Source organism: Pseudomonas sp. SDO5215_S409 (assembly GCF_054071325.1).
Window position 1 is genome coordinate 113,343 of sequence record NZ_JBSVWN010000002.1, and the last position, 25,524, is coordinate 138,866.

Annotated in this window: 25 protein-coding genes and 1 pseudogene; 4 read left to right on the plus strand and 22 right to left on the minus strand. The window is 64.1% G+C overall.

From position 1 onward, the window contains the following. Positions 1-23: 23 nt before the first annotated feature. Positions 24-1,062: pseudogene (locus ACW9H9_RS01355) on the minus strand (AraC family transcriptional regulator). A gap of 215 nt (positions 1,063-1,277) precedes the next feature. On the opposite strand from ACW9H9_RS01355, the gene ACW9H9_RS01360 reads away from it, so the two are divergent. Further along, entirely contained in the window at positions 1,278-2,219 is a 942-nt protein-coding gene (locus tag ACW9H9_RS01360) for a SphA family protein (protein ID WP_457341209.1), read from the plus strand. Positions 2,220-2,231: 12 nt separating this feature from the next. On the opposite strand, the gene ACW9H9_RS01365 is transcribed toward ACW9H9_RS01360, so the two are convergent. The 4 genes from ACW9H9_RS01365 to ACW9H9_RS01380 all read right to left on the minus strand — a co-directional run bounded on the left by ACW9H9_RS01365 (position 2,232) and on the right by ACW9H9_RS01380 (position 6,250). Next, positions 2,232-3,440 carry a DSD1 family PLP-dependent enzyme gene (locus ACW9H9_RS01365; RefSeq protein ID WP_457341318.1) on the minus strand — a complete coding sequence of 403 codons (1,209 nt, stop codon included), beginning with the start codon at positions 3,438-3,440 and terminating at the stop codon, positions 2,232-2,234. Between the two features lie 59 nt (positions 3,441-3,499). Then, positions 3,500-4,849 (minus strand): D-arabinono-1,4-lactone oxidase, encoded by a 1,350-nt coding sequence (locus ACW9H9_RS01370; RefSeq protein ID WP_457341319.1) that lies wholly within the window; start codon positions 4,847-4,849, stop codon positions 3,500-3,502. 56 nt (positions 4,850-4,905) lie between these two features. Next, positions 4,906-5,274, minus strand: coding sequence for a c-type cytochrome (locus tag ACW9H9_RS01375; protein WP_457341210.1), 369 nt, complete (start codon positions 5,272-5,274; stop codon positions 4,906-4,908). A 133-nt stretch (positions 5,275-5,407) separates the two neighbouring features. After that, positions 5,408-6,250: an arylamine N-acetyltransferase family protein gene (locus tag ACW9H9_RS01380; RefSeq protein ID WP_457341211.1), complete on the minus strand. Its 843-nt coding sequence runs from the start codon at positions 6,248-6,250 to the stop codon at positions 5,408-5,410. Between the two features lie 159 nt (positions 6,251-6,409). On the opposite strand from ACW9H9_RS01380, the gene ACW9H9_RS01385 reads away from it, so the two are divergent. After that, positions 6,410-6,652, plus strand: coding sequence for a DUF6555 family protein (locus tag ACW9H9_RS01385; RefSeq protein WP_457341212.1), 243 nt, complete (start codon positions 6,410-6,412; stop codon positions 6,650-6,652). Positions 6,653-6,679: 27 nt separating this feature from the next. Here ACW9H9_RS01385 and ACW9H9_RS01390 read toward each other — a convergent pair whose 3' ends face one another. The 11 genes from ACW9H9_RS01390 to ACW9H9_RS01440 all read right to left on the minus strand — a co-directional run bounded on the left by ACW9H9_RS01390 (position 6,680) and on the right by ACW9H9_RS01440 (position 14,096). Then, the gene (locus tag ACW9H9_RS01390) at positions 6,680-6,853 is read right to left on the minus strand and encodes a hypothetical protein (protein ID WP_457341213.1); all 174 of its coding nucleotides are present in this window, start codon (positions 6,851-6,853) and stop codon (positions 6,680-6,682) included. 69 nt (positions 6,854-6,922) lie between these two features. After that, a complete protein-coding gene (locus ACW9H9_RS01395; RefSeq protein WP_457341214.1) occupies positions 6,923-7,396 on the minus strand; it encodes an MEKHLA domain-containing protein in 474 nt (157 codons plus the stop codon). Continuing rightward, positions 7,396-8,520: an MFS transporter gene (locus ACW9H9_RS01400; protein WP_457341215.1), complete on the minus strand. Its 1,125-nt coding sequence runs from the start codon at positions 8,518-8,520 to the stop codon at positions 7,396-7,398. The genes ACW9H9_RS01395 and ACW9H9_RS01400 overlap by 1 nt, the downstream gene beginning before the upstream one ends. 76 nt (positions 8,521-8,596) lie before the next feature. Then, positions 8,597-9,961 (minus strand): MFS transporter, encoded by a 1,365-nt coding sequence (locus ACW9H9_RS01405; RefSeq protein WP_457341216.1) that lies wholly within the window; start codon positions 9,959-9,961, stop codon positions 8,597-8,599. A 105-nt stretch (positions 9,962-10,066) separates the two neighbouring features. Further along, positions 10,067-10,609, minus strand: a complete 543-nt coding sequence (locus tag ACW9H9_RS01410; protein WP_457341217.1) for an alpha/beta fold hydrolase — start codon at positions 10,607-10,609, stop codon at positions 10,067-10,069. 3 nt (positions 10,610-10,612) lie between these two features. Continuing rightward, on the minus strand, positions 10,613-11,362 hold the full coding sequence (locus ACW9H9_RS01415) for an HvfC/BufC family peptide modification chaperone (protein ID WP_457341218.1): 750 nt from the start codon (positions 11,360-11,362) through the stop codon (positions 10,613-10,615). Continuing rightward, on the minus strand, positions 11,359-12,210 hold the full coding sequence (bufB, locus tag ACW9H9_RS01420; RefSeq protein WP_457341219.1) for an MNIO family bufferin maturase: 852 nt from the start codon (positions 12,208-12,210) through the stop codon (positions 11,359-11,361). Before bufB ends, ACW9H9_RS01415 begins: the two co-directional genes overlap by 4 nt. Before the next feature lie 60 nt (positions 12,211-12,270). Continuing rightward, positions 12,271-12,543: a BufA2 family periplasmic bufferin-type metallophore gene (gene bufA2, locus ACW9H9_RS01425; RefSeq protein ID WP_457341220.1), complete on the minus strand. Its 273-nt coding sequence runs from the start codon at positions 12,541-12,543 to the stop codon at positions 12,271-12,273. A gap of 38 nt (positions 12,544-12,581) precedes the next feature. After that, positions 12,582-13,349 carry an alpha/beta fold hydrolase gene (locus ACW9H9_RS01430; protein WP_457341221.1) on the minus strand — a complete coding sequence of 256 codons (768 nt, stop codon included), beginning with the start codon at positions 13,347-13,349 and terminating at the stop codon, positions 12,582-12,584. 49 nt (positions 13,350-13,398) lie between these two features. Next, the gene (locus tag ACW9H9_RS01435; RefSeq protein ID WP_457341222.1) at positions 13,399-13,827 is read right to left on the minus strand and encodes a DoxX family protein; all 429 of its coding nucleotides are present in this window, start codon (positions 13,825-13,827) and stop codon (positions 13,399-13,401) included. After that, on the minus strand, positions 13,824-14,096 hold the full coding sequence (locus ACW9H9_RS01440; protein ID WP_457341223.1) for a BufA1 family periplasmic bufferin-type metallophore: 273 nt from the start codon (positions 14,094-14,096) through the stop codon (positions 13,824-13,826). Before ACW9H9_RS01440 ends, ACW9H9_RS01435 begins: the two co-directional genes overlap by 4 nt. Positions 14,097-14,672: 576 nt before the next feature. Between ACW9H9_RS01440 and ACW9H9_RS01445 the strand changes: the two genes are divergently transcribed. Together ACW9H9_RS01445 and ACW9H9_RS01450 are read left to right on the plus strand one after the other, a co-directional pair. After that, on the plus strand, positions 14,673-17,465 hold the full coding sequence (locus ACW9H9_RS01445; RefSeq protein ID WP_457341224.1) for an ATP-binding protein: 2,793 nt from the start codon (positions 14,673-14,675) through the stop codon (positions 17,463-17,465). A 170-nt stretch (positions 17,466-17,635) separates the two neighbouring features. Further along, positions 17,636-21,163 (plus strand): hypothetical protein, encoded by a 3,528-nt coding sequence (locus ACW9H9_RS01450; RefSeq protein ID WP_457341225.1) that lies wholly within the window; start codon positions 17,636-17,638, stop codon positions 21,161-21,163. Positions 21,164-21,261: 98 nt separating this feature from the next. Here the strand turns inward: ACW9H9_RS01450 and ACW9H9_RS01455 are convergent, their stop codons facing one another. The 6 genes from ACW9H9_RS01455 to ACW9H9_RS01480 are packed head-to-tail and all read right to left on the minus strand — an operon-like array spanning position 21,262 to position 25,508. Next, positions 21,262-22,308, minus strand: coding sequence for an EscU/YscU/HrcU family type III secretion system export apparatus switch protein (locus tag ACW9H9_RS01455; protein ID WP_457341226.1), 1,047 nt, complete (start codon positions 22,306-22,308; stop codon positions 21,262-21,264). A 3-nt stretch (positions 22,309-22,311) separates the two neighbouring features. Further along, the gene (gene sctT / locus ACW9H9_RS01460) at positions 22,312-23,124 is read right to left on the minus strand and encodes a type III secretion system export apparatus subunit SctT (RefSeq protein WP_457341227.1); all 813 of its coding nucleotides are present in this window, start codon (positions 23,122-23,124) and stop codon (positions 22,312-22,314) included. A gap of 6 nt (positions 23,125-23,130) precedes the next feature. Next, a complete protein-coding gene (locus ACW9H9_RS01465) occupies positions 23,131-23,400 on the minus strand; it encodes an EscS/YscS/HrcS family type III secretion system export apparatus protein (protein WP_457341228.1) in 270 nt (89 codons plus the stop codon). Positions 23,401-23,410: 10 nt separating this feature from the next. Next, the gene (gene sctR / locus ACW9H9_RS01470; protein WP_457341229.1) at positions 23,411-24,064 is read right to left on the minus strand and encodes a type III secretion system export apparatus subunit SctR; all 654 of its coding nucleotides are present in this window, start codon (positions 24,062-24,064) and stop codon (positions 23,411-23,413) included. After that, positions 24,061-25,062: a type III secretion system cytoplasmic ring protein SctQ gene (sctQ, locus tag ACW9H9_RS01475; protein ID WP_457341230.1), complete on the minus strand. Its 1,002-nt coding sequence runs from the start codon at positions 25,060-25,062 to the stop codon at positions 24,061-24,063. Before sctQ ends, sctR begins: the two co-directional genes overlap by 4 nt. Then, positions 25,059-25,508 (minus strand): hypothetical protein, encoded by a 450-nt coding sequence (locus ACW9H9_RS01480; RefSeq protein WP_457341231.1) that lies wholly within the window; start codon positions 25,506-25,508, stop codon positions 25,059-25,061. Before ACW9H9_RS01480 ends, sctQ begins: the two co-directional genes overlap by 4 nt. Positions 25,509-25,524 lie beyond the last annotated feature (16 nt).

Genomic DNA, 25,524 nt, shown 5'->3' on the forward strand with positions numbered 1-25,524 from the left:
CCTGAAGGGGACCACCCCAGGGCTCATGCCAGCCCTCCCCCCTCGCCGCGAAATGCGCTGGGGCTCAGTCCCGTCCAACGCTTGAATGCCCGTCTGAAACTGCGTACATCGCTGTAGCCGACTTCCTCGGTAATACGCTCGATGGACAACCCAGGGTTGCCCAACAACCCCATGGTCCGCGCCCGGCGCATCTGCTCCAACACCCCCTCGAACGTCAGCCCGTGCCCGGTCAGGCGTCGGCGCAGCGTGCGGCCACTCATGTTCAAGTCGCGGGCCACCTTCTCCCAGTTGGCTGCCCTGCAAGTCCCGGGAAATCGCCCGCTCGACGGCCTGGATCAGGTCCATCTTCTGATGCAACTGGGCGCTTTCCAGCTCCAGCAACTCCACGGCCTGGCGCAACGCCAACGCATGATGATTGGGCAGTGGCACCGCCAGCCAATGCTCGGCCAGCACCATGCGGTTATGCAGGCAGCCAAAACGCACGTCGGCGCCAAACAGGCGATGGTACTCGGCCACATAGGGCGGTGCGGCGTGCATGAACTCGACCCGCATCGGCCTGAACTCGGCCCCCACCAGCGCGCGGCCATACACCATCAGGCTGGCAAAGAACTCTTCGGCGGCAAACACCTGCACCTGTGCGCACGGCAGCAGGCATTCGACGTCGACAAACACCTCACCCGCCCCCGCCTGCATGCGCGAAGTGGCGATACCGCCCGAGTTGTGCTGATGCCGCTCGCCGATGGCCAACGCATCGCGCAAGGTCTTGCACAGCGAAATCACATGCCCCAGCAGGCCCAGGGTGCCCAATACATTCTGGTCGCCCACCCACAACCCCAGCCCCTGGTCGGGCAAGACCTTGAGGGCACGCTGGATCATCGCCACGGCCTGGCGATAGGAGATACGTTGGGCAGGGTCGTCCAGGTCGGCCAGGGTAAACCCCAGCCCACGACACAGGTGCTCGGCGCTGGTGCCTTTTTGCGCCACCACCTGCCCCAGGGTTTGCAGCAGGAACGGCGAAACCAGCGCCAGTTCGTAGTGCGGATCGACGGCTTTGCTTGGCATGGTGCTCGCGCCCCGACTGAGTGCTTCAGCTCTTGTTTTGGAAACATCCCGACAAGCATAGGCGCTTGCAAGAGACGCAGCGCTCTGAATGAACAGTGTCCGCCAAAGCCCCCCTCCGTGGCCGCCAATACCCTGCCCCCCAGGGCGCGCAAGGCTTATTGCTATAGGTGGCTGCTGCCATGCCCGACACCTAACAATAAAAAGGGAGCCCCGACATGAACCCGACCCGTGCGCTTCACCCCGTACCACTCGCCCTGTTGACCCTTATCAGCCTGCCTGCCCTGGCCACCGAGGGCGGCGTGGACAACATCGGCCCCGGCACCGACGGTTTCTACGTCCTGCCGCTGGATGTGGATCACCTGCCCGACCACATGTTTGCCTTCAACCTGTATTACAACCACTACGAGGCGCGCACCTTCGACATCAGTTCCCTGGGCGGCAAGGTGCCCCAGGTGAAGATCCAGTCTGACGCCATCATCCCGCGCCTGGACTACTTGAGCCCGCTGCGGATCTTCGGCGGGCGCCTGGGCGGCTACATCGCCCAACCGTACCTGCGCCAGCAGGTGTCACTGTTCGGCCTGTCAGACCGGCGCGAAAGCATGGGCGACACCACCGTCGCACCCATCATTTTGTGGGACATGGGCAAACACCTGACCCTGGCCACCGCCGTGGAAATCACCCTGCCCACCGGCGAATACGACGCCTCGCGCCTGGCCAACACCAGCAATAATTTCTACACCTACAAACCCCTGGTGTCGGCCACCTGGCTGCCAGACGAGCGCACTGAGCTCTCGGTGAAGACCACCTACAGCTTCAACAAGGAAAACCCCGACACCCATTACCGCTCGGGGCAGATTTTCCACTTCGACTATTCGGCCAGCTACAAGGTGACCGACACCCTGAGCCTTGGCCTCAACGGCTATTACCTCAAACAGACCACAAACGACAAACAGTACGGCCGCACGGTGGTGAACATTTATGGGGAAGACGTCGATGACGGCGTCAAGGGCCAGGTGTTCGCGATCGGGCCTGCGGTGTATTTCACCTTCTTCAAGTACGCCAGCGCAGAGATCCGCTGGGCCAAGGAGTTCGACGTGAAGAACCGCCCGGAAGGCGACATGCTGTGGGCCAAGCTGACGATTCCATTCGCCCTGTAAGCGCCGCCGTGTTTAGCGGTACACCGGCCAGGTGTCGACAACCTGGCCGCCCCGCACGGCCAACAGGTCGCCGAACTGCAGCAGCACAGACTCGCTCTGGGTGGGGCGCAGGAACACGTGATCGTCCACGCCCAGCCCCACCGCTGGCGAACCGTTGACCATTTCCTGATTGGAGCTGCGCCCGTACAGCGCGTTACTGCCAAGCCCCGAGGGCGACGCGAACTCGGCCATCCAGTTGCCTCCGTAAATGAAAAACGTGGCGCGCAGGTTGATATCCCACCACCACAGCAGGCGCGAAGCGCCCTCGAGCGCGGGCATCGTCACCGGCCCCGTGCGCTTGAGCACCGGCGTTGCGATATACGCCGCTGGCACGTGCTCGCTCAGCGACGGCAAATCGTAGTACACAGGCTTGAGCATTGCGGTGCCCACCGACACCTCGCTGCTCAAGCGCTCCTGCTCGTGGATGCGATAACTGGGGCTGCCCGCCGTGTTGAGGGTCAGGCCGTCCCGCCACATCGGCGCAAAGTGCTGGCGCGTGTAATCCACACAGCCCTGATAGCGCTGCATGACGCGCTCGAACAGCGTCTGTGGCGAGCCCAAAATGCCCGGCACGCCCATGCCCACGAACGGGTCGTAACCCATGAAACCGCTGAACGCCAGGTGCTGCGGGTGCGCGTCAATCAACCTGAGCATCTGCCCCAACACCGAGTTGTCGCTCACGCCGCCACGGTGCAGGCCCACGTCCAACTCGATATTCACGCGCATTTTGGTGCCCAGCCCCTGGGCCAGCGCCAGGTACTGCTGCACGCGTTCGGGCGTGTCCAGCAACCATTGCAGCTGGCGGGACGGGTCGAACGGGCCCTTGTGGGTCTGGTAAAACACCTCGGCCGAGCGCACCGGCAACGGCTTGCCCAGCAAGATGTCGGCCTCTGGAAACACCCTGGCATCGTGGTTGAGAAACGGCTGATGAAACGACATCAACCGCTGCGTGCCAGCGCGCTTGGCGATGTAGGCCAACAGCCCGGGCGACGGCAGAGACTTCTCTACCAACCGCAGGTGTTTGCCGCCGCGCTGCACCGATTGCCTGACCACGTCGATGTTGTGGTCGAGCCGGTCCAGGTCAATCAACATCACCGGGCGCATCGGCCCCTGGGCCTTGAGCATCTCGTTGAGCGTGCGGAAATACGCACTGTACGGGCTGCCCCGGTCGCCGGGCCGCAACAGCAACGCGCCGCCCAGCAGCGCCACCGCGCCGCCGAGCATGAAATGTCTGCGGTTCATCAGGCCACTCCCAGGATGGATGACAGGTGGGCATTGAGGAATTTACCGCCCGGGTCCAGTTCGCGGCGCACCCGCGCGAAGTCGTCCCAGTGCGGATACAACGGCTGCAAGGCCCGGGCGTTCAGGCTGTGTAACTTGCCCCAGTGCGGGCGCCCGGCGTATTTCCAGAAGATCGGCTCGACGGCGGCAAAAAAATTGTGATGGTCCAGCGTGTAGTGCTGGTGCACCGAGATCGAACAGCTGTCGCGGCCTTCAAACATGCTCAGGGGAATGTCATCGGCCTTGACGTAGCGGTACTCGATGGGAAACCAGGTGCGCAGGTCCTTGTCGGTGATCAGTTTGAGGATCTCGCGCAAGCAGGCCGGGCCGTGTTCGGCGGGCACCGAATACTCCATCTCGTTGAACCGTACATTGCGCACGTTGGCGTACACCTGGTACGACTCGGCCACCCGGTCTTCAAAACGTGCAAAAAATCGCAGGCTGTTGAGCAGGTTGCGCCGGGTGCCCGGGAAATCGCTGACGTATTTGTCGAGTTTCTCGATGATCGAGACAAACCCGTTGCCGCCCGCTTCGGCCGGGTCCAGGGACGGGGTGGGCGGGTCAGTGGTTTCGTTCAGCGCAATCGACAGCGCGTAGTCAGAATGGGTGACCACAAGCATTTCCCAATGCTGGTTTTCTCGGGTGTTTTTTTCCACGTCTTCCAACAGCTCTTCGGTTTTGGCGATCCACTGGCGTTCGCGCAGGCGGTACGCCGCGCGGTTTTGCAGGCGAATGCGCGTGGCCACGCCCAGTGCCCCCAAGGACACGCGCGCCGCGTTAAACACCTCGGGGTGGTGACGGGCGTCGCAGTCCAGCACCTGCCCCCCGGCGGTCACCAGTTGCAGGCCGGTGACCGTGCCCGAGTAGGCGGTGAACCCCTTGCCGGTGCCGTGCGTCGAGGTGGCGATGGCCCCGGCCAGGGTCTGGTAGTCGATGTCCGCCATGTTCGGCAGCGCCTGGCCGATGTTTTTCAGCGCATCGCCCATGCGCGACATCGGCGTGCCCGCGCCGAACGTGGCCTGCAAGGTGCTGGGATCGTGGTCCAGCAGGCCGTTGAAAAAGCTCAGGGACAGCAACGTACCGTCCGTGGGCACCAGCGCGCTGAACGAATGCCCGGCGCCCACCGGGCGGACCTTGCCCGGCGCCTGGACAATCGCCTGCGCCAGTTCCTCCAGCGTCTTGGGCGCCAGGCGCGCCAGGGGCAGGCACGCTTGCGCGCCCGACCAGTTGCGCCAGGGAATCAGCCGGGGTACACGCACCAGTTGCGCCAGCACCGGGTGGCTGGCCAGCGCCGTGAAAGCACCGGCCATGGCCGCGCGCTGCAAGAGTTGTCGCCGTGAAAGCGCCATCGCCTACCCCATCGTGTCTAGTGGAAGTGTTGGCCTGACATAAAACTGATCAGCGCCAAAAACTGCTCTTCGGAACACTGCATGCACAGCCCCATGGGCGGCATGCCGTTGTAGCCATTGAGGGTGTGGTCCAGCAGCGTGTTGGCGCCCTGGGCCAGGCGCGGGCTCCACGCCGCGGCATCGCCCGTCAGCGGCGCACCGGCCGCGGGGTTGGCATGGCAGAGCTTGCAACTGGTGTCGTACACCTGGGCCAGTGCCGCGTCGCCCGGCATGGCGTGGGCGGCCGCGGCACGTTCGGGTGCAGGCCGCGCAGTGTCGTCACAGGCCACCAGCAGGCTGGCGATGACCAGCAACAGGCCGATACAACGCAGGGTGATGGGCCCCATAGCCACCTTCGCTCTTGTTGTGGAAACGCGTGATCCACACTAAGGCAGCCGGGGCGCAGCGCTGAGGGTATTGGGGGACACAAAGGGGGGCTTGCGCGGACAGCATGGGCACAGGCCCGCCGCCGCGCCCGTCTCAAGCCTGCTGGCTGTGCTCGACTAATTGCGACAACGCCTCAGGCAACTGGGGATGCTGCGGCAGGCGGATCCCAAAGTCGTCTTGCAGCAACGCCCGCAACTCATCGGCGGTCCCCAGGGTGCGTTTTTCGCTGGGACGATCCAGGTAATGAACCGTGTAGTGGGCGTCTTGCAGGGTCCTGCGGTAGCCGGGCCCGATCAACGCGACCTTCAACTGGCCCACAAAGGAAGACTGGGGAAAGGTGGAGACGTACCAGTTGCCGATCTCGTAATCGATGGCCCCCTGCACCTGCAAGTCGAACACGTACAACCCGCGCCATTCGCCAGCGACCTCGGCCCACAGGGTGTAACTGCCTTCCTTGAGCGTGAGGCGGTAAGGTTCGTGCGCCGTAGGCTGGGCGGCGCGGGTGTCCAGTTGCAACGGGGTGGTGGGCACCATGCCACCAAAGCCCACATCACAGATGTAACGCACGCCTTGCACCGTCACCAGGCTCAGGCGATGGGTACGCCCGGTGTGGGCATCCGGTGGGCCGCCGATGACCACCCGTCCGGTAATGCCCCGGGCGTCAAAGCCCAGTTCCTGCAACAGCGCCAAAAACAGTTGGTTCAACTCGTAGCAATACCCGCCGCGCCCATCGAACAACACCTTGCGCTCCACGCTGGGCAAGTCGATGGGCACCGGCAGGCGCAACAGGCTCGACACGTTTTCAAACGCAAACGTGCAGACATGGCGCAACTGCAAGTCATGCAGGGTCTGCAAGGTGGGCGGCGGTGGCGTGTCGTAGCCCAGGCGTTGCAGGTACAGACGGCTGTGGGCCAGGCGGGGTGAATCTTCAGACATGACGCGATCCTTGAGCATGCGGCGAAGGCGTCACTAATACCTTGAACGCCGCTGTTTGCCAATCACAGTGAAAGCGCCTACAGCCCCTTCGGATATCGCAAACTTTCTGAACCTTTCTGAAGCGTTTTGTATCAACTCAACACAAGACAGGGAGGCATCATGGCAACCGCAACGATCTACACCATTCACTATCAGCTACATGGCGAAGCCAAGACCTTTTTGGTGCGCGCCGAGATCATGAACAACGCCGAGGCATGGCACTGGGCCAGTTGTGACGCGGGCATTGCCCATGTCGGACGCGTAGGCCGCCAGGGCCACGAGCGGGTAAAAAAGACTACCCGCCCCTGGGCGGAAAAGTTCGGTATTACCGAAGTGACCTGGACCGCGCCCAAACGGCATTAGGCCAGAACCGATACACCCGCCCCCCCCTCACAGGGGGCGCGCCTTATCCCGCAAGCGCTCCAAATTTTCCTCTACTTCATCAGCCTGCCGCTCACGCTCGGCCGGGTCATTGGGCCGCAACGCATCGTTGTCGCGCTCCTCTTCGCCGGGGGTGCGCGTGTCAGGGTTGGGCGTGCCGGGTTGCTGCTGGTAACGGTGCATGGTTCACCTCGCTTGGCATGAGTGCTTACAAGCGTTAGAGAAAATGCAGTGAACCATCGTTCAAAAGGATTACAGCACGCCGATCCGTTGTTCGTCGGGCCAAAACAGCGCCGCCTGCCCTGCCCCGTTTTGCAGGTTCCACACCGCACAGGCATGGATCATGAACGGCTGGTTGTCGGCGTCCACGCGCCAACCGCTGCAGTTGTCGGCGATCCCGTTGGCGGCCACATGCTCCATCAACGCTTGTCGCTCGGGGCGGTCCAGCTCCGAGGCGCTCAAGCGCGACGGCATACCGATGAAGGTTTCACGCGGGTACTTGAAGCAGCGCAAGCCGCACTCGTTGACGTAGGTAAAACGCGGGTCGGCTGCACCGTCGTGGGCCAGCAGGCTGTAGGGAGCCTGTTCGTGCAGCCACGCCAGGCGTTGTGCCGGGTCCAGGTGGTCGGGGGCTGGCAGTCCTTTTCCAGTCAAATGCCGGTAGGCATCGTCAAGCAAACGTACGAACTCAAGGTTGGACACACTAAGCCTCACATCGGGGGTCATTAAACAGTCTTGCGCCAGCAGAACACCGCACTGAGCGCGATGGCAGCACCGGCCAGGCCAAAGACCCAGGCCGCCGACGCCACCGGCAGCAACAGGCCCGCCAGCAACGGCCCGAGCCCGGCGCCAATGTCGCGCCATACCGCATTGGAGGCCAGGGCCGAAACCCGCAGGTTACCGGGGTTGCGCTCGGCCACCAAGGTGGTCACCAGCGGCAATTGCAGGGCCCGCAGCACCAGCACCGCCGCCGCGCCGACGATCACCCAGTAACTGCCGAACGCGCCAAGGGCCAGGGCGCTGAGAAAGGAAAACAGCAACAGCATGTGCGTCGCGCCAAAACGCTGCGCAGCCCGGCCGCCCAAGGGGCTCAGGAGCAATTCCGACGCATACCGCAAGGCCATCAGGCCACCGGCGATCAGTACCGCATTTCCGCCCAGAATCTTTTGCGCCTGCAACGACAGGCCAAAGATAAACAACCCGTCCAGCGCCACGCCTTCGATAAAGGACCAGGTTGCCACGCTGTCCGGCAACCGGAAGCGTCGCCCCGGGGTGCCGTGCAGGTCATGCCCGACGCTGGGCAGGCCGCGCGCCATCCACAGGCCCAGCAAGCAGCACCCGGCCAGAATCAGAAAAATCGGACGGGGCCCCACCCACAGCGTCAGCCAACCGCCCAAGGGCAACGCCAGCATCGGCCCCACCGCAATCACCGCCCGCGAACGCCCGGCCCGGCGTGCCGCGCCCACCGGCTCGGCGGTGGCCAGTACCTGGGTCGACAGGTTCAACGCGGCAAAACACAGGCCCCAGATCAACCGCATTACCAGCAAGGCGGCGAACCCGGACAACATCGAGTTGCCCAACGCACACACCGCCGCCGCGCCCGCCGCAATCGAGCAGGTCAGGCGGTCGCCGTTGCGCGCATAGAAGTTGAGTACATGCTTGTAGCCGAAAATCCGCACCAGCCGGTTGGCCGCCAGCAACACCCCGGCCTGGGCCAGGGTGATGCCGAACGCCTGGGACTCCATGGGCAGGATCAGGTAAAGCAATACGTCGCTGGGCAGGCACAGGCCAAGGGTCAGCGCGGCGCGGCGCGAGTTTGAATCAGCACTGCGAGGGACCGGATCGGGCATAAAGCTGAAACATTCTGAATTATTTAGACGGCCACAGTAGCCGCCTACCTTTACGGTTTACAAGACCAACCGCCCATTAAACCCGCTTGTCATAGGGCAACAGGCGCAAACCGCAGGCCACGGCCCCCGCCAGCGCAAACGCGCACCCCAGCCACAAGGCGTATTGAGGGCCACTGCTCAAAGACGCGTGGAAGCACAACGCTACCAGCGCCGCGCCCAGCGTCTGCCCCATCAGCCGCGAGATGGCGACAATCCCGCTGGCGCCGCCGCTGCGCACCAAGGGCGCGCTGGTCATGATGGCCTTGAGGTTGGGCGACTGGAAAAACCCGAACCCGGCGCCGCACAACGCCATGCGCCAACCGATCTCAAACGCCGTGGCGTCATTGCCCAAGGTGGCCATCGCCGCCATCCCCAGGCTTAACAACAACAAACCAACGCCGCACAACAGCGCCAACGACACGCGGTCCGCCAGACGCCCCGCCACCAGCGCCATCACCGCGACCACCGCCGGCCAGGGCGTCATCAGAAAACCGGTTTCCACCTGGCTGTGGCCCAACACCGTTTGCAACATGAACGGCAGCGAGACAAACGCCAGGCCCTGGGTGCAAAAAGCACAAATCGCCGTCAGGGCCGACAAGCTAAACAGCGGCCGCTTGAACAGGTCCACAGCCAACATCGGCGCCGGATGCCCGGCCTGACGCCGGACCAACACCACCCCGCACACCACGGCCAGCGCGATCAACGAGAGCGTCCACGTAGCCTTGGCACCGTGCACCGCCTCGCCCAGGCCAAACACCAGCAAGGCAAACAGGCCGGCACACAGCAGCGCGGCGATCCGCTCGAAGGCATGGCCGGTCATCGGGATCACCGGCAGCGAACGCAGCCCCAGGTACAGGGCCAGCAAACCCAGGGGCACGTTGATCAGGTACAGCCAGTGCCAACTGGCCACCGACAGGATCGCCGATGCGGCCGTGGGGCCCAACGTGAACGCCAGCCCCACCACCAGCGAGTTGTACCCCAGCCCCCGGCCGAGGATGTTGGCCGGGTAGATATGCCGCAACAGCGCAATGTTCACGCTCATGATCGCCGCCGCTCCCAGCCCTTGCAGCACGCGGGCCGCCGTGAGGGTGGGCAGCGACCAGGCCAGCCCGCAAAACAGCGAGGCGAGGATAAACACCAGCAGGCCGCCCAGGAACACCCGGCGATGCCCCACCGCGTCGCTCAACGACGCAAAGGGCAACACCGCCGCGATGGTCGCCAGCTGATAGGCGTTGACCACCCAGATGACCGACGCCGAGTCGGTGCCGATCCCGTCCGCCAGGGTCGGCAGTGCGGTGTTGATAATGGCGGTGTCCAGGGTCGCCATGCCGATCCCCAGGGAAATGGCGATCACCGCCGGCAAGCGAGTATTGAGCGGCAACCCATCGACAGCTGAAGACATGACCCATCCAGACGCAGGACAAAGAACGCTAGATTACGGCCAGCCAGGCTTTTTTTCAGTGCCTGGCGCCTCAACTGTCAATATTTTCATGTTGGCCAAACGACATCAGGTGCGCCAATGGCTGGTTTGCGCCAATAACGCCACCACCCCGGCAAACGCCGCGGGGGGCGGCGTGTTCACCGACACCAGGGCCACGCAGCGGCCCGGCCGAATCGTCGCCGCGGCCGTGGCCGCGCGTCCGCCCAGGCCAAACCCTGCGATCACCGCTTCCGGGATGTGCAGCGCGTTCATCAGGTCCAGCACGTCCTGGCCCAGCACCGCGTCCTGCAAAGGGCCTGCGGTGCTGCTGTCGAGCAGCCGGGTGGCGCCGTGGCCGCGCAAATACGGCACGATCACGCGCAAGCCTTGGGCGGCCAGCGGCGGCACCACGTCGGCAAAGCTCTGGATGTCGCTGTTTTCGCCGTGCAGCAAAATCACCGGGCGGCCCTCCTCCGGGCCTATCTGGTAGTAGCCGATGTCCAGCGTGTCAGTGCTGACCTGGCTGACCGGCCAACCGGACGTGCCCGCAAAGGCCGGCAGCGACAACGCCGCCGCGGTCACCGCCGTGCACAGTAGAAACCGCCGACGATTCAACAAATGATCCAACATGGGTTATGCCTCCTGGATACCGGTGATTAATTCGCTGCCCAGCCAACCGGCCAGCAGCGTGCCTGCTCGCGTCACGCCCTCTTCTTCCCCCAGCCGCGCCACCAGAAACTCGCACAGGCCGGCAAAGCTGCCGTCACCCAGCAGGTGCACCAGCGCGTCCAGTTCCAGGCGGTCCACCTGGCGCAGGCGCGAGGTCAATTGGCGGCGCCACACAATCAGCCCGCCCGGTTGCGCCAGCATCACCGCCTCGGGCGTGGCGGCTTGCTGCCACAGGGCCGACCAGATCGCCTCGGCGTTGGTGGTCAGCACATGGCAGCGCAGCGATGGCGTCAGGCACAGCGTGGCCGTGTCCCAATCCACCGTCGCCAGCGCGTCCAGCGACAGCGGCACGGCGTCGGCGGCCACAAAGGCCTCGTTCAGGGACGACTCGATCCACGCCAGCTCATGCACATCCGGGTTGGCGGGAAACACCTCGCCCAAGGTCTGGTAAAAGCCCTCGGGATAAGCGTCGAGGGTCCAGGCATGGGGCGGGTGCCGGTCGATATGGGTGATCGCGGCGGCCAAAAAAGCCTCGTCGCCCACCCAGCGCCGCAGGTGGGGAAACGCCTGTTCCAGGCACCCCACCAACTGCGCGCGGTAATTGTTCTGGTACACCGCAAGCCCGGCGGACTTGTTGCCCAGCGATTGCGCGGCCTCATCAGACGCGCTCACCAGCCACGTGCGAAAGCTGTGCTGCCATTGCGCAAGGTTCATGAAGCCACCTGCGCACGCGCGTACTCTGCGCTGGCACCCAGCACCCGGGCCATGGACAGCTCTTGCAGCAGGTCTGCCAACGGCGGGATCGCGTCGTCGCGCTCGATCATGGTGGCCACCGGCCCGACCCTCGCCATGACCTTGGCATACAGGTCCCACACCCCGGCGCACACCGGGCTGTCGTGGCTGTCGATCAACAGCTCGCGGCCCTGGCTGTGCCCGGCCAGGTGGATCTGGCGCACGCGCTCGGCGGGAATCCCGTCCAGAAACGCCAGGGCATCGAAGCCATGGTTGCTGGCGCTGACAAACACATTGTTCACGTCCAGCAGCAGCTCGCAGCCGGTGCGCCGGGACATGGCGGCGATAAACTCCCACTCGCTCATCGACGCGCCGTCAAAGGCCAGGTAGCTGGAGGGGTTTTCAAACAGCATCGTGCGGCCCAGTACCGTCTGGGCCTGGTCGATGTTGGCGCAGACCCGGTCCAGCGCCTCTTCGGTATACGGCACTGGCAACAAGTCATGGGAATTGAACCCGCCACTGCGCGACCAGCTCAGGTGGTCGGACACAAACAGCGGCTCGATCTCGTCCACCAGCGATTTGAGGCGGTCCAGGTAGGCCCGGTCCAGGCCTTCGGCGGTGCCGATCGACATTGACACGCCATGCAACGCCACCGGGTGGCGCTCACGGATCTGGCGCAGGATATGCCGGGGCTGGCCGCCTGCGACCATGAAATTCTCGGAGATCACTTCAACGAAATCCACGGCCACCGACGTCTCCAGGAACAACGGGTAGTGCTCCTTGCGCAGCCCCAGGCCGTAGCCCGAGAAACCAGGATTGGATGTGGGCATGCGTGTGCTCCCTTGAATGAATAAATAAAAGGCGAGCCCGTTCAGGGCTCGCCCGGGGTGTTACTTGGGTTCGGTGGTGGTGCCGCCCAGCTTCAGGCACTCGGACGGGGTCTTGACGATCACGCCTTCGCCCTTGCAGCTGTTGAGGCCCTTGCAGTCGTTCTTGGAGGTGGCGCACAGGCTTTCGCCTTTGCAGGTGTTGACGCCGTAGCAGCGACCCGGTTGCTCCGGCTGGTCGGCGGCGCTGGCGGCAGCAGCGAACGAAGCGGACGCCAACGCGATCATGGCGGCGGCAGTGGCAAGGCTGAAACGGGATTTGATAGAAGCGTTCATGGGTGTATCTCCTGGTGTTTGACGTGTGGGGGTTGGGCTTACTTGATGACAGCGGCTGCGTCTTCGATCACTTTCGCGACCGCTTCAGGCTGGGCGATGTAGACCGAGTGGCTGCCTTTGATTTCGGTGACCTTGGAACCGGCGCGCTTGTACATCCAGCGCTGCAGGTCGGGGCTCAAGGCGCGGTCTTCGGTGGACACCACCGCAAAGCTCGGCTTTTTGTGCCAGGCGGCGGCCCACACGGTGGCGCCAAACAGCGCGGTGGTGGCCGGCACTTGGGAGGCCGCCATGAAGTCGGTGCGGTTGGTGGTCAGGTCGGCAGCGAAGTCGGCGTTGTACTTGGTGCGGTCAAAGAACAAGTGGCCGTCGCGGGTCTGCTTGATGTCATTGCTCGGCGCCGGCATGGACGTGAGCAGTTGCAGCATGTTCTCGCCCACTTCCGGTTGCAGGGCCGACACGTACACCAGTGCCTTGACCTTGTCGCGGTCACCGGCAATCGAGATCACGCCGCCGCCGGAGCTCTGGCCCACCAGCACCACGGGGCCCACTTGCTGTTCGAGCACTTCGCGGGCCTCGGCCACGTCGGCGGCCAGGGTTTCATGGCCCTGATGCACCACGGTGACCTTGTAGCCCTTGTGGATCAGGATGTCGTGCACCACACGCCAGCCGGAGCCGTCGACAAACGAGCCGGGCACGATCACCACATTTTTGCCGGCGCCCGGTTGGGCCCGTGGCACCTCGGCGGCCGAGGCCAGTAACGGGGTGGACAGCGCCATGGCGATGGCAAGGGACGAAAGAATACGCATACGGGAACTCTCCACAGGCCCGCAGGCCTGGTCATTGTTGTTTAAAGGGTCAAGCGCGTTTACCGAACAACAGGCGGTCCAGCGACCAGGCCCCGCCACCGTAAGCCAGCAGCGGCAGCAACAGGCCCGCCCAGGTCAGGTGCGTCGGCCAGGCGTCGGGGTACACAAACACCTCGATCACCAGGGTCATGCCCAACAGGGCGGCCGCCGCCGGGCGGGTCAACAGCCCCAGCACCAGCAACATCGGAAACAGATGCTCGGCGTAGGTCGCCAGGTGCGCCGCCCATTCAGGGGGGATCACCGGCAGCGCGTATTCCGAGCGAAACAGCGTGTAAGTCGACGGCTTGAGCTGTAGAAAACCGGTGACTTTGGTGCGACCCGAGAGGAAAAACACCGACGCGACACCGACCCGGGCAACCAACAGCAACAGTGCTTCGGGCAGCACCCGCTCGAGCACCGCGCGGGCCCGGCCGATCATGGTTGTTCCGTCAGGCTGCCAAAGCCTTTAGGGGTTTTGATCTGGATGCAGGTGCCCTTGTCGACCAGGACCCAGGCGTTGCCCTGGTAGTCGGTCTTGGCAGTGCCTGCGCAGGACGTGCCCGCACCGGCGGCGCAGTCGTTGGCCCCGGCGAGGGACACGCCAAAGCATTTTTCCTGGGGCTTGGCATCGTCGGCATGGGCCACGGCGGCGAAGGCACCGAGGGACAGGGCGAGGGTGGCGGCAAGGGCGGCGTAATGGCGCTTCATGGGGTGATCTCCTGGCGTTATCGAAAGTGGCCAGGGCGCCGTTGCGGGTAAGGGTTGCCGGCGCCATCTGGTAGACAGATTTAACGCCTGGCGTGTATCGCGTCTGTGTCGCGTGAGCGCCCAAACTTCATGCCGGTGTATCAGGCGAGCGCTGGTACACAATGTGATACACAGCCAAAAAAACCACGCCAACTCACCGGCGTGGCATTCGGCTTACCGAACGACACAAAAAGAAATATTCGTGTTTCCGAACGGGCTCGCGAACCTGTCCCGCGTGGCAACAAAAATCCCCATGAATTTCATGGGGTTGTTGCCCGGTCTGATAAATGCCAACTGGCATACATTCTGCTTTATCAGATTTTCCAGTAAGAAAATGTTTCAAAATTGAGACCATTTCACCCCCTGGAATCACACCGTCCCTGGCCCATAACAAACATCCATGCCCCACAAGGAGGGCAACCATCCTCGCTGTTTTGATCGACTTCAACTTTCCAAGCCTGCTGAAGCATGTAAGCAACCGACAGGGCGAATGGTCTTAGCGCCAATGAGAAGCCTGACAATAAAAAGGACTAATTGATGAGCTCGAGCAAATACCCGGCACTGTCCGTCATGGACATCGACCCCCACACCCCGGCCCACCCCGACAGCGCGATCGGTTTTGGCCCCTTCCTCTTGCTGGCCCGCCAGCATGTGTTACTGCGCAACGGCGAACCCGTCACCCTCGGTAGCCGCGCCCTGTGCCTGCTGATCGCCCTGGCGACCCGTGCAGGCGAACTGCTGGAAAAGTCCGAACTGATCTCCTTCGCCTGGCCCAAGGTCGTGGTGGAAGAGTGCAACCTGCGCGCCCAGATCGTTGCGCTGCGCCGGGCCCTGGGCGATGACGGCACCTTCAACTACATCGTGACCGTGCCGGGCCGGGGCTACCGGTTCGTGGCGCCGGTCACCCTGCAATCGCCAGGCGAGGAGGTTGTGCCGGTGCCGTTCAAGGTCCAGGCGAGCGGCGTGCAACCCATGCCCGGCACGGTCATTGGCCGCGAACAGCTGGTCGCCAGCCTGGCCGATCAACTGCTCAGCCAGCGCTTTGTGACCCTCACCGGCCCCGGCGGCATCGGCAAGACCACTGTGGCCCTGGCCGTGGCGCACCAGGTGCAGGGCCGCTTTCACCAGGGCATGTGCTTTGTCGACCTGGCCCCGGCCACCAACGGCCAGTGGGTAGCGGGCATGCTCGCCAGCGCGCTGGGCATTCAGACGGTCAGCGACGACCCGCTGCAATGCGTCGCGGCCGTGCTCGCCAACAGCCCGCTGCTGCTGGTACTCGATAACTGCGAGCACGTGTTGCAAGCCACCGCCGACGCGGTCGAAGTGTTGTTGCAGGCCGCGCCGCACTGCTGCGTGCTGACCACCAGCCGCGAACCGCTGCGCGCCGACGGCGAGCGCGTGCACGACCTCGCCCCGTTGCGGGTCCCCCATAAAGATGTGCACTTGACGGCCGAGCAGGCCATGACCTGGTCGGGCATCGAGCTGTTCATCGAGCGGGTCAAGACGCTGGACCCCGACTTCGTGTTCCGCGACGCCGACGTGTCGGCCGTGAGCGCCATTTGCCGCAAGCTCGACAGCAACGCCCTGGCCATCGAAATCGCCGCCGCCCGGGTGCGCACCTTTGGCATCCAGGACCTGGTAGGCCTGCTCGACGGCAGCTTCCGCCTGCAAATGACCGGCCGGCGCACCGCCCTGCCCCGTCATCGCTCACTCAGTGCGACGCTGGACTGGACCTATTCCATGCTCACCGCCAGCGAACAGGCCATGTTGCGCCAGTTGGCGGTCTTTACCGGGTCGTTCACCCTTGAGGCCGTCAAGGCGATGACCGTCACACGCGACGCCTTGCCGTTGCTCGAAAGCCTGATGGACAAGTCGCTGCTGATCACCGCCCAATCCCAACCGCTCAAGCGTTACCGCCTGCTGGAAACCACCCGCGCCTACGCCCTGGAAAAACTCGCGGAGCAAGGCGAGTCCGACACCACCCGTGAACACCACGCGCGCTACGCACTGGGCGTGGTGCAAGAGGCCGGCCAGACGCTGGACAGCCTCACGCCGGAAGCCTGGGTGGCGCTCTACGGCCCGGAAATCAACACCCTGCGCGCCGCGCTTGAATGGGCGTTTTCGGCGTCTGGCCAGCCGTCCACCGGCATCGAACTGACCCTGGGCGGCGTGCCGCTGTGGTTGCGCCTGTCGTTGGTGAGCGAATGCCGCGCCTGGGTAGACAAGGGCCTGGCCAGCACCACCGAACTGACGCTGCGCCAACGCATGCTGCTGCAAACCGCCCGGGCCAGCGCGCTGATGCTCACCTACGGCACCGGCGGCCCCTTGCGCGAAGCCTGGCGCCAGGTGCGCGAAGACGCCCGTGAGCTGGGCGATGCCGAGCACAAGCTGCGCGCCCTGTGGGGCCTGTGGAGCGACCGGTGCAGCTGCAACCAGTACGTGGAAGCGCTGGAATTGGCCGAGCGCTACATCAGCCTGAGCCACAGCGCCAACCAGCAGTTGCTGGGTAAACGCATGCGCGCCGTGGCGTTGTTTCACATGGGCGACTTGCCCGGGGCCCGGCTCAATATCGACGAGGCCTTGGGCGCACCCTGCGCACCACGCTCGCACATCATCGACGTGCACTTCGACCAGCGCATCGCCGCGCGTGGCCTCAAGGCCCAGGTCCAACTGCTCGAAGGCGACGTGGACGCGGCGCAGCGCCTGATGGGCCAATGCGTGGACGCCGCCATCATCCTCGACCACCCCGCCACCCTCTGGTACACCCTGTGCCTGGGCGCGATTCCCCTGGCGCTGTTGACCTCCAACCTGCCCAAGGCCCGTTATTACCTGGGCCTGCTGCAAGACAGCACCACCCTGCAAGACCTGCACATCTGGCGGCAATTTCGCCTGTGCTTTGAAAGCGTCCTGTTGATCCGCCAGGGCTCGCCCGAAGAAGGCGTGCCGCTGCTGGGCGAAGCGCTGCACCCGCTGCACGGCCAGGGCGACAGCCAGTTGTACAGCCTGTTGCGCTGCGAATATGCGCTGGGCCTGGCGCGCCTGGGCCTGGAAAAACTCGCCCTGGAAGTGCTGGAAGACACCCTGCAACTGGCCATCGGGCGGCATGAGCGCTGGTTCCTGCCACAGGTGCTGCGAATCAAGGCACAAGTGATCCTGCGCCAGGCCCACTACGGCTCGGTAGACCAGGCCAAAGTGCTGCTGCGCCAGGCCTGGGTGGACGCCCAATTGATGGGCGCGCACTTCTGGCGCGCACAGATCGCCGCCGACCTTGCACGGTTGCAAGAGCCTAAAATGCGCATCGCCACACTGCCGCGCTTGCACCACCGCTGAGCCCTGCGCCCGCCCGTGGGAGAGCAATCGCGCTCCCGCTGGCGGGCGTTATGAGCGCGTCATTTCACGCCTGTGAAAGCTTGTGAGATGTTGTCAAAAAAGCCGTTTTCACTGCCTGCCAGCCCCTACTATCCAGTCCTCGTGCGCCCCCATCTACATGGACTGAACCGATGATCAACCGCCCCGAAAAAGCCGCGACGCCCCGCGTCGATCAACCCAAGGCCCCCGAACGCATTTTTGACGCTGTGCTCGACAAGGCCAGGACCCTGGCCGCCTCGGCCTCGGGCGGCAAGACCTTCAAACCCAAAGTACTCGCCGCCAAGCCTGGCGAGGGCCCGCAAAAGCCCGTCGACTTCAAGCCCGACGACTACAAGGCCGTCACCGCCCTGCCCGCCAAGCTGGACATCGACACCCTCAAGGTGGTGTCCGAGGACAAGGACGCCGGGGTGATTTATTTCGAGCAGGACGGCAACAAACTCAAGATCACCCGCCAAGGTGCAGAAGACGTCCAGGCGGGCTTCGACACCCTCAAAGGCATGCACTTCGGCCACGCCGTGGCACCGGTCAACCAGGGCGGCCCCGATGAAGGCACGCCGCTGTTTGACCTGCTGCACACGCTGGCCGAAACCCAGGGCACCCCGGCGGGCAAGGCCATCCTTGAAAGCCTGCGCAACCCCGACCAGCAACTGCTGCGCGAAGACAGCGACAGCGTGCGCCTGGCCAATATCAAGTCCGTGGGCAAGGCTGAAGACCGCGTGATCAAGGTCGCCCTGGAAAACGGCAAGACCCTGGTCATTTCCGACACTCTCACCCCCCAGGCCTTCGCCACCTTCACCCAGGCCGGCATCACCAAAGAGGCCCTGGCCGACGGCAAGGCCAAGGGCTTTGAAGAAGTCACCCGGCTGCCGGGCGACCTGGACTTCAGCCAGCTCAAGGTGGTGGCCGAAGACACCGGCGCCGGGGTGATTCTGTTCGAACACCAAGGCCACAAATACATGATCGCCCAGTCCGAAGCCAACCAGCCGCAACCGGGCGACGACCTCGTCAACCCCAACCCGAATGCCGGCGGCACCTTCTACAACTTCCTGCACGCCGTGCACGCCAGCGAAGGCAGCCAGGCGTTCGACTACATCAAGAACGCCCAGTCCCTGCCCGGCCAGGAACTGCTGCGCAAAGACGAGGCCAGCCTCAAGCTGAGCGACATCAGCAAGGTCGACACGCCAATGGACGGCATCGTCGTGGTCAACCAGGCCGACGGTAAAGTGCTGGTGGTGTCCAAAGACATCACTCCCCAAGCCTTCGCCGCCTACACCACCCAGGGCCAGACCCTGGCGGGCATCGAAAAGGCCAAGGGCGACGGCTACACCCTGGCGGGCCCCGACGCCTACCTGGGCTCTACCGAAGACATCATGAGCGTCGGCGGCGCTGGCGATTACGGCCCCGGGCTGATCGCGTTCACCCAACGCAAACCCGGGGGCGGCGAAGAGAAAATCGTGGTGGCCGAAGACACCAACCCGCAAATGTTCGGCCAGATCTCCAGCTACCGCACTGACATCGCCGCGCAGACCACCGACATCGACAAACTGCGTGCCGACAACGGCCTGCCGCCGCTCAAGGACGTCTCGGTGGACAACCTGGCCACCACCGAAAAAGACGAAAGCGGCAACCCGTTGTCGGTGCAGGACCTGTCCATGAAAACCCTGGTGGACAGCTACCGCGCCGGGGTCAAGGACGGCAGCATCGCCAAGGACGACCCACGCGCCAAGTTCCTGCGTGCGGTGGAAGCCCGCAGCATGGCCGACAACGGCATGTCGATCATTCCCGAGCATGGGTTTGGCAACCAGGGCATCGCCACCACGCCCATCGACGTCACCTCGCGGGACGTGCGCGACAACATCTTCGACACCAAGGCCATCGACCAGACCATCAACGACCTGCTGGGCGACTCGACCATTCAGCACGACATCAAGGCCAACCATGATGCGGCGTTGGGCAAGGTCGACGGCGGCCAGGCCAAGGTCGATGAAACCCGCCAGAAACTGGTCGACAGCACCTCGTCCGAGAACTTCACCAAGTACATCAAGTCGCTACAAGACAGCGGCAAGACCGAGCTGGCCACCCAGGAGATCCAGACCGCCTACAGCGCGCTGGCCGACATCGACCCGGCCAAGGCCGACAACTTCCTGCAAAACCTGCAGATCGACGGTTACACCGACGCCGTTGAAAAGCTGATGGACGACCCGAGCAAAATCTCCGACGACAACACCGCCCTGGCCACGACCGACAACACCCTGGCGATTCTGTCGATGCTCAAGGGCGGCGCCGACGGCCTGCCGCGCCAGGCGCTGGGGGTGTACTCCAAGTTCGTCGACCAGTTGCTCAAGGACAAAAACGCCGCCGCCGACTTTGGCAAGGCGATGATTTCCCTGGGCGACACCTGGCAGAAAAACGGCGTGATCAGCTTCAGCGACATCGAGCACGCGGTGAGCAAGGAGATCATGCCCAACCTGAGCGAGGAGAACCGCAGCGCGTTCACCAAGAACCTCAACTTCCTCAAGGACAATGGCGTGCTCGGCTCGGTGGGCGGCGCCATCGGCATGGGCCGCATCGTCTACCAACTGGCAGGCCAGGGCGGCAAGTTGGCGGACACGCCCATGAAGCGCCTGGGCATCGCCAACGACTTCCTCGGCTTTTTGGGCACCGGCTCGCACTTCGCCACGCTGGGCCTTAAGGTCTACGACAAATTGCGCGGCACCAACGCCTACAAACTGATGGGCTTCGACCGCTCCCTGCCCGACCTGTGGGCCAAGCCCGGCGAGGGCTACCACGCCCTGCCCAAAGACGCCGAAGCGGTGCAAAAGAAGTACTTCGACATCGTCGACCAGGCCATGGACGACGGCAAGGACGTGGGCAAGGTGCTCAACAGCGGCGGCTGGAGCGATGAAGGCGCGAAGAAGGTGCAAGAGGGCATAGAGAAAGGCATCGCCAGCCGTGGCGGTGTGGCCGGTGCAGGCTTTGGGGCCAAGTTCGCCAGCAGCGCGATCAAAGTCATCGGCATGGCCACCGACGTGGCGGGTGGGGTGATCAGCGTGGTCCAGGCCGCCTTCACCCTGCGCGACGGCGTGCGCGAAAAAGACCCGGTAAAAATTGCCTCCGGCTCGCTGTCCATGGCGGGCGGCGTCAGCAGCCTGGTGGCCGCAGGCGGTGGCGTGCTCAGCACCCTGGGCGTCACCGGCCGTATCATCCCGTTCCTGGGGCCGGTGGGCTTTCTGATCTCCGGGGCGCTGTCGTTTGTCGGCGCGATCCTGAGCACCGTGCAGTCGCACAAACTGCACAAGATCTCGATGCAGAACTGGAACCAGATCCAGGACTTCAAACAAGACGGCCTGCTCAAGCCCAACGGCGACGAAGCCTATGTGTGGCTGCAAACCTACCTGTCCGACTGGGGCCAGCGCGACGCACCGCAAGACCAGAGCATCTTCGACTTTCGCAAGGAAGAATGGGACGCGCGCTCCAGCATCCGTGGTGGCGACCACCGCCGCGACCATCCGGACTACATCGGCGACGGCAACAACCGCAACTCCGAAGACTACAAATACTCACTCAAGCCTTCGCAGTGGACCAACGACAACCACGACATCATCTGGCGCGTGGGCGACGGCTACGGCGGCCCCTACCACGATGTCGACAACAGCTGAGTACACGTCCCAATAGTGAGCGGGCTGCTTTGCAGCCCCCTCAACAACACCGCGATTTGCCGTGCACCCTCCCCCTCCCGGTTGACGAACACCGTGCGTCAGATCAACCGCGCCGCCACCAGCCAGTCCGCCACCGCTTGGAACGCCGCATCCGGCACCGGGTCCCCCGGCACGGTTTTGCGGGCGATGGTGTCGGCCAACGCTTTGTCCGGCGCCTGGGGCAGCCCCAGGTCGTAGGCTTCTTGCAGCATCGCCAACGCGTCCTCGGGCGCCGCGCGGCAGACCACCACCGGCACCGGGGTTTCGCCGCGCACGTAGCGTACGCCGATCACCCAGCCGTCGGTGGTGCCGATGGTCATCGAGGCCCGGGCCAGGCCCAGTTTGGTGGCCAGCGCCTGCATCTCGTTACGCTGGCGCCGCCGTTCGCTCTTGATCAGCGGGTCGCCGTCGATGTCCTTGCGTTCGCGCTTGGTTTCGCTGCGGGTCATTTTCATGTCGCGGCCAAACAGCCAGCGCTGCATCAACACGTCCACCCCGCCGACTAAAATGAACGCGGCCAGCACGGTCAACACCAACGGTTTGAGCACCAGGAAAAACGTCGACTCGATGCACCCCGCTCCACAGCGCGACGACTCCATCAGCGCCTGCAACGCATGGCGCCCCACCACGTAAAACGCCACCGCCAGCACATGCACCTTGACCAGGCCCTTGATGAACTCCACCAGGTTGCGCAGCGCAAAAATCTTCTTCGCCCCCTCCGCCGGGTTGATGCGCTTGAACTCCGGCTTGATCGGGTCCACCGAAAACACAAACCCGCGCATGGTGATGATGTTGGTCAAGATCACCACCCCGGTGGTCACGGCCATCACCGGCAACGTGATGCTGATCAGCAGCTGTTCGGCATGCCCAAGCACCCGTGGCCACACCGTGGCAAACGGTTCGATGTAGATCTGCGCGGTGAGGTCCAGCAGCGCCGTCACCTGGGCCTGGGCACGCGGGGCGAGGATGGAAATGCACAGCGTGCAAAACAGGATCACCATGCCCGACACCAGGTCCTGGCTCTTGGCGACCTGGCCCTTTTTGCGCGCGTCCTTGAGCTTTTTGTCCGTGGCGGGCTGGGACTTCTCTTCGCTGGTATCGGCCATGGCTTACTCCACGCCCGCCAGGGTCTTGAGCAGCTCGACGGTGCCGCGAAATTCCGCCAGTTGGTCGAGCATCACCGGGATCAAAAAGCCGATGTAGATCACCATCAAAATCGAGAAAAACAGGTTTTTCACCGGCAACGACAAATCAAAGATGTGCAGGTTCGGCGCCATCCGCGACAGGTACGCCAGCATCAGGTCGGTGACCAGCAACGCAATGATCAGCGGCGACACCATCAGCACGCCCACCCGCATGATCTGGTCCAGGATCGACAGCACCGCCAGCAGCGCCGAGTCGGCAAACACCGGGGTGAACGAGGTCACCGGCCACAACTGATAGCTGTGGTAATAGCCGTCGACCATCAGGATAAAACCCCCGGACATGAAGAACAGCGTGATCAACATCACCGTGAGCAACGTGGACATCACACTCGATTCCCCGGTGGAGAGCGGGTCCACCAGCTGCGCCATGGTCGAGCCGCGTTGCAGGTCGATCAACTCCCCCGCCACCTCTGCGGCCCAGAACGGAATGCCAAACAGCAACCCGATAAGGATGCCGATCAGAAACTCCTTGATCAGCAACCCGGCGATAAACAGGCTGCCGTGCTCGGGCATCGAGGTGAGCGCGCCAAACACCGGCAGGAACATCGGCACCGAAATGGCCACGGCCACGCAGCCGCGGATCATGCCGGTAAGGCCCAAACGGTTGAACGCCGGGGTGATCACCACCACGCCCATGGCGCGGCAGGCGGCCAGCGAGGCCGAGCTGATCACCGGGTAGGCGACTTCCAGAAACTGTGCGGTCAGGCTGGCATCCATGGGCGGTCAGCGCGTCCACAACGGGAAGTTGTCGAGCACCTGGCTGCCCAGTTCGCCCACCTGCCCGGCCAGCACCGGCCCCAGGAACACGATGGTCAGCAACACCGCCACCAGCTTCACCACCTGGGGCAGGGTCTGGTCCTGGATCTGGGTCAGCGCCTGGAACAGGCCCACGCTCAACCCCACCAGAATTGCCACGCCCAGCGCCGGGGCAGAGAGCATCAGCACGGTCATCAGTGCCTGTTTCATCAATGACAGAAAAACATCCTGGCCCATCGCGCGTGCCTCAGCCGTAACTCAGAATCAAACCGTGCATCAGGCGCGACCAGCCGCTCAACGACACGAATAAAAAGATCTTCAGCGGAATCGATATCAGGTTGGGCGACACCATCGACATGCCCATCGCCATCAGCACGTTGGACACCAGCAAGTCCACCACCAGAAACGGGATGTACAGCAAGAACCCGATCTCGAACGCACGGGTCAACTCCGAGCTGACAAACGCCGGGATCAGCACCACCAGGTCGTCGTCACGCAGGTCGGCGCGAGCCTCCGGCGACCAGATTGTCTCGGTGGCCTGCACGAAAAAGCCGCGTTCGGATTCGTTGGCAAACCGTGCCAGGTGCGCTTGCAATGGCGGGCGCAGGGCATCGCCCAGGTCCTTGAGCTGCTCGACATGTTCGATGTTCAAGTCGCGCCCCTCCACCTGGCGGTACATGTCGCCGATCAAGGGCGTGGTGACGTACACCGACAGGATCAGCGCAATGCCGTACAGCACCATGTTCGGCGGCGTCTGCTGCACGCCCAGGGCGTTGCGGATCAGGAACAGCACCACGGAGATCTTCATGAAACCGGTGAGCGTCACCACCGCCAAGGGGATCAACCCGATGGTTGCCACCACCAGGATGATCTCGATCAGATTGGGCTGGTAACCGGTCATGGGGTGGCGAAACTCAGCAGGCGCACACCCAGGCCGTCACCGATTTTCACCAGTTGGCCCTGGCCCACGCGGCGGCCGTTGACCAGCAGGTCGACGCCGTCCACGGTCGGGGTATTGAGTTGCAGCAGGCTACCGGCGCCCAGCTTGCGCAATTGCGCCAGGGTCAGTTCCAGGTTGCCCACCTGGCACACCAGCGTGAGGGGCAAGTCATCCAGCGCGGCGGCGGCATCAACGTCTGTCATGGTGTTCTCCAGTTCCAAAGGGGGCACTTTCATTTCTTCCAGCAGCCGTAGCGCCGCACCGTCGCGCTGGCAGCGCGCCTGCAAGCGGCCGCCCAGCTCCAGCAATAACCCGGCACCGGCTTCCAGCATCAGCACGTCGCCCGGCTGCAAGCTGCGCAACTCGCCCAGGCTCAGCCACTGGCGCCCGGCAACCACCGCCAGGGTCTGGCGCAGCGCGGGCAGCGGGTCGGGCTCCAGCGCCACGTGCTGGGTCAACAGTTGCGCCACCGACACGGCGGCAGCTTCGCTCAGGTCCAGCTGTGCAGGCATCGCGGGCAGCGCGTCGAACTGCAACGCCAGGGCCAGGTGCACCGCGTAGGGCGCGGTGTCTTGGGCAATGTCCAGCACCTGCACGGGCTGGCCCAACAGCTGTTCCAACGGCTCGATCAGGTCCAGCAGCGCCAGTTCCAGCAACAAGGCGCGCGGCAGGGCCGGCAACTGCTGGGCGTCAAACGACAGCGCCAGAGACGCCAGCACCTGCTCGAGCGCCTGGGCCTGCAGCCGCAAGCGCGCCGGCGCCTGGCCGAGCGACAGCAAGACATCACACGGCGCGGCCAGCGCAGGCACATCGGCGGCCCAGCGCACGCTCAACGCCTGCCCGGCACAGCGGCCCTGCCAGGGCCGACGGCGCCGGTGCAGCTGGTTATGCAACGCCAGCAGCGTCGGGTCGTAGCAGTCCAGTGACGGCGCCAGGGAGCCGGCAAGGGCGACAATCATGGGGCTACACCGTGTTCTTCGCGCAGCTCACCCGCCCGGCGCTCGTGGCTTTCGCGGCCCTCCAGCAGGCTTTGCCAGGCATCGGACTGGCGCTGGCGGTTCAGGCGTTCCTGGCGAAACAGTTCGCGCTCACGCTCCTGGCTTTGCAGGGTGATGGAGACTTGCGTCACGTCCTCTTCCAGCGCCATCGCGTCATCGGACAACCCGCGCAAGCGGTCCTGCGCCGCCTGCCAGCTGGCCACCGACAGCCCGTCGCTCAACGCCGCGTAGATTTCGCCCGCCTCCAGCGCCACGGCCTCACGGTGCAGGCGCAGTTGCTCCTTGGCGTCGGTCAATACGCCGTGGGTCTGTGCGCAGCGCTGCTGCTGGGCGGCCAGTTGGCTGGCGGCGCGCTGTTCACGCAGCACCCGCAGGGTTTGCAAGGTGCGCAGTTGTTCGGTCTTCATCAGATCATCTCCATCG